Origin of the sequence: Saccharopolyspora sp. NPDC049426, assembly GCF_040676935.1 — a bacterium.
Lineage (GTDB): Bacteria > Actinomycetota > Actinomycetes > Mycobacteriales > Pseudonocardiaceae > Saccharopolyspora.
Genome location: NZ_JBFAPZ010000033.1, coordinates 1 through 4,148 on the forward strand (window position 1 = coordinate 1; position 4,148 = coordinate 4,148).

The following is a 4,148-nucleotide window of genomic DNA, read 5'->3' on the forward strand; positions in this document are numbered from 1 at the left end:
GGCGAGGAGTTGATGGCGTGGGTGCGGTTGCGGGAGGGGGCTGCGGTGTTGACGGCGGAGTCGTTGCGGGAGTTCTGCTCGGGCAAGTTGGCGCATTACAAGATCCCGCGCTACGTGCACGTGGTGGAGGAGTTCCCGATGACGGTCACCGGCAAGGTCCGCAAGGTCGAGATGCGCGAACAAGCCCGCCAACTCCTCGACCTCTAACAGCCGACACCCGGAACACTCCAGTATTCCGGTGACGGATTACGGGAGTTTTCCGGGTCCGGGGACGGAATACCGCAGTATTCCGATGACGGATTACTGGAGTTTTCCGGGGCTCCCTCGGGAGGTTCCGGTGGTGAGGTCGGTTTCGACGGTGGTGATCGCCGTTGTTCAGCGGTTGTTGAGGGCGTTTCCCGAGAGCGCGAGTTGGCGGCTCTGGGCGACCAGGCGCCCTCGGGAGTCGTAGACGGCCGCGTCCTCGTTGAACCAGCCGTCGGCGCTCAGCGCGTCGCAGCGGGTGTAGCCCGCGACCGGGCCGGGGGCCGGCAGGGCGCGGAGCTGGTAGGTGAGTTCGACGGTGGGGCACCAGCCGGACTGGCCCAGGCCGAACACGGTCGGCGGGAGCATGTCGACGGCGACGATCAGCGTCAGCGGGTCGAAGTCGGTGCCGTCGGTGAGCTCCATCCAGCCCCGGACCTCGCCGTCCTCGGTGGCCTCGCCGCGCAGGAACCCGGTGGAGTGGGGGTCGAGTCGGATGTTGAGGTGGCCCAGCAGGCCGCCTTCGGTGGGCATGCGGCGATCCTCGCACTCGTCGAGCGGCTTGATCGGGGGCTGCGGTCCCGCCGCCCACTCGTGCGCGGCGTCGGAGATCTCGCCCGCGGTCACGGTGGCCTCGATGCAGGCCTTGCCGTTCTGGACGAGGCGGGCGTGCACCGTGGTGAACATGCGCCCGTGCTTGATCCGCTCGGTGTGCAGCTCGACCTCGCCGGCGTCCGGCGAGCGCAGGAAGTGCGCGCTGACCACCAGCGGGTGCGACCGCTCAGCGGTGCGGAGCGCGGCCTTGGTCAGCAGCGCCATCATGTAGCCGCCGTGCGGGTTCTCGCCGATCGACCACTCGCTGTCCAGCGTGGACGTGAAGACGCCCTCGCGGATGGGGCTCACGGTCGTCGCCTCGGCGAATGAACGCATGCGCGACACGTTACCTGCTCGAACTAGTTCCGGAACGCCTCGCGAAGCGCGATCGAAGAGGCGGCTTGCAAAGGATCAGCCGATGATGTGACCTGGGTTACGTACTCGGGCTGATCGCGGACGAAGGAGACGGTCATGAGCAGATTGCGGTTCGGGGTCTTCCTCGCCCCCTTTCACCCAGCTGGGCAGAACCCGACGCTGGCCATGCAGCGCGACCTCCGGCTGATGGAGCACCTCGACCACATCGGGTTCGACGAGGCGTGGATCGGCGAGCACCACTCCGCGGGCAGCGAGATCATCGCCTCGCCGGAGATCTTCATCGCCGCCGCCGCCGAGCGCACCCGCAACATCAGGTTCGGCACCGGCGTGACCTCCGTCAGCTACCACAACCCGCTGTGGGTGGCCGACCGGATGGTCATGCTCGATCACCTGACCAGGGGCCGTTCGATGCTCGGCGTGGGCCCCGGGTCGCTGCCCACCGACTCGGCGATGATCGGGCTCAACCCGACCGACACGCGCGAACTGCTCGACATCAACTTCGACATCATCATGCGGCTGCTGGCGGGCGAAACCGTCACCGAGCAGACCCCGACGCACAAGCTGATCGACGCCCGGCTTCAGCTGCGGCCCTACACCGAGCCCCGCTTCGACGTCGCCGTGGCCGCAGTCGCCTCGCCCACCGGCCCGCGACTGGCCGGACGACACGGTGCCGGGCTGCTGTCCATCGGCGCCACGCTCACCCAGGAGGGGTTCGACGCGCTGGCGCACCACTGGAGCGTGGTCGAGGAGCGGGCCTCTCACTTCGGGCAGCCTGCCCCGGATCGCTCCGGGTGGCGACTGGTCGGGCTCATGCACATCGCTGAAACCCGGGAGCAGGCGTACAAGGACGTCGAGTACGGCATCGAGCAGTGGTTCACCTACTTCCAGAAGGTGGCCGCGTTCCCGCAGATGGCCGTGGACGGCTCGAACATCCGCGAGATGATCGACTTCATCAACGAGGCCGGCATCGGCGCCATCGGCACGCCGGAGGACGCCCGCGCGCAGGTGCAGCGCCTCGCCGACCAGTCCGGCGGCTTCGGCGCGATGCTGCTGCTGGCCCACGAATGGGCCAACCCCGAGGCCACGAAGCGCTCCTACGAACTGATCGCGCAGGACGTCCTGCCGCACTTCCAGGGACCCGGCATCAGCCACCACGAGTCGACCGTGCGCGCCAAGCAGCACGCCCGCGACACCCGCAGCGATCACGCCCAGCAGCAGCTGGCGGCCGTGGAGCACATGACGGAGAAGTACGCCAAGGAAGTCGCCGAGAGCTGAACGGACGACCGGCGCGATCGAGGTTCACGACCGAGCGGGCCGAGCTCCGGGCGGGCTCAGCCCGCCCGGAGCGCGTTCAGCGAGCGCCGCGCCGCGGTGGTGACCGCCTCGGTGGTGATGCCGAATTCGGTGTAGAGCGTCTGGTAGTCGGCTGAGGCGCCGAAGTGTTCCAGGGAGACGATTTCGCCGGCGTCGCCGACGAAGCGGTGCCATGGCTGGGCGATGCCGGCCTCGACGGCGACTCTGGCGCGCACTGACGGGGGCAGCACGTGTCGGCGGTAGGTCACGTCCTGCGCGTCGAACCACTCCACGCACGGCATCGACACCACGCGCGTCGGGATTCCTCCGGCCTCCAGGGACTTCCTGGCCGCCACTGCCAGCTGTACTTCGGATCCGGTTGCGATCAGCAGCACCTCGGGGGTGCCGGTGGAGGCCTCGGCGAGCACGTAGCCGCCGCGGGCGACGCCCTGCGGGTCCGTGCCTTCCAGCGTCGGCACCCCTTGGCGGGTCAGTGCCAGTCCGGCGGGTCCGTCGGTGTTTTCCAGGATCGCTTTCCAGGCCGCAGCGGTCTCGTTGGCGTCGGCCGGGCGCACGACCGCCAGATCGGGGATCGCGCGCAGGCTCGCCAGGTGCTCCACCGGCTGGTGCGTCGGACCGTCTTCGCCGAGTCCGATCGAGTCGTGGGTCCACACGTAGATCACCGGGAGCCGCATCAGCGCCGCCAACCGCACCGCGGGGCGCATGTAGTCGCTGAAGACCATGAAGGTGCCGCCGTAGGGCCGGGTTCCGCCGTGCAGGGCGATGCCGTTGAGGATGGAGCCCATGGCGTGTTCGCGGATGCCGAAGTGCAGTGTGCGGCCGTAGGGGTTGGCCGACCACGCGTCGGTGGAGATGCTCTCCGGTCCGAAGGAGTCGGCGCCCTTCATTGTGGTGTTGTTGCTTTCCGCCAGGTCGGCCGAACCGCCCCACAGTTCCGGCAGCACGTCGGCCAGGGACGCCAGCACCTCCGCCGATGCTTTCCGCGTCGCGATGCCCTTCTCATCGGGTTCCCAGCTGGGCAGCTCGTCGGCCCATCCGGTGGGCAGCGTGCGGGTCTGCATCCGGTCCAGCAGCGCCTTGCGCTGGGGGTTGTCGGCGGCCCATGCGTTGAAGGCGATCTGCCACTTCTCGCGGGCTTCCCTGCCGCGTTCGGTGATGGCGCGGGTGTGGTCCAGCACCGCGTCGTCGACCTGGAACGCTCTCTTGGGGTCGAAGCCCAGGAGTTTTTTGACCTCGGCGAGCTCGTCGGCGCCCAGCGCGGCACCGTGGGCTTTGCCGGTGTTCATCTTCGTGGGTGCTGGGTAGCCGATGACCGTGCGCAGCACGATCAGCGTCGGGCGGGTGGTGTCGGCTTTGGCGGACTCAATGGCCTCCAGCAGTCCCTGCACGTCCTCGCCGCCGTGGACGGTGACCACCTGCCAGCCGTAGGACTCGTAGCGCTTGGCGGTGTCCTCGGTCAGCGCGATTCTGGTGTCGTCTTCGATGGAGATCTCGTTCGCGTCGTAGAGGACGGTGAGGTTGCCCAGCTGCTGGGTGCCGGCCAGCGAGGAGGCTTCGGAGGTCACGCCTTCTTCGATGTCGCCGTCGGAGGCGATGACGTAGATGTGGTGGTCGAAAACGCT

At 68.5% G+C, this 4,148-nt stretch carries 3 protein-coding genes and 1 pseudogene; 2 read left to right on the plus strand and 2 right to left on the minus strand.

Annotated elements, in window-relative coordinates:
- Positions 1-207 (plus strand): annotated as a pseudogene (locus AB0J78_RS33325) (AMP-binding protein); the annotation flags it as partial.
- Between the two features lie 168 nt (positions 208-375).
- Here the strand turns inward: AB0J78_RS33325 and AB0J78_RS33330 are convergent.
- The gene (locus AB0J78_RS33330) at positions 376-1,173 is read right to left on the minus strand and encodes a thioesterase family protein (RefSeq protein ID WP_363796039.1); all 798 of its coding nucleotides are present in this window, start codon (positions 1,171-1,173) and stop codon (positions 376-378) included.
- A 135-nt stretch (positions 1,174-1,308) separates the two neighbouring features.
- Here AB0J78_RS33330 and AB0J78_RS33335 point away from each other — a divergent pair, with 135 nt between their 5' ends.
- Positions 1,309-2,487: an LLM class flavin-dependent oxidoreductase gene (locus tag AB0J78_RS33335; RefSeq protein ID WP_363796041.1), complete on the plus strand. Its 1,179-nt coding sequence runs from the start codon at positions 1,309-1,311 to the stop codon at positions 2,485-2,487.
- A 56-nt stretch (positions 2,488-2,543) separates the two neighbouring features.
- On the opposite strand, the gene AB0J78_RS33340 is transcribed toward AB0J78_RS33335, so the two are convergent.
- On the minus strand, positions 2,544-4,148 hold a 1,605-nt coding region (locus tag AB0J78_RS33340), incomplete at its 5' end, for a transketolase (RefSeq protein ID WP_363796043.1).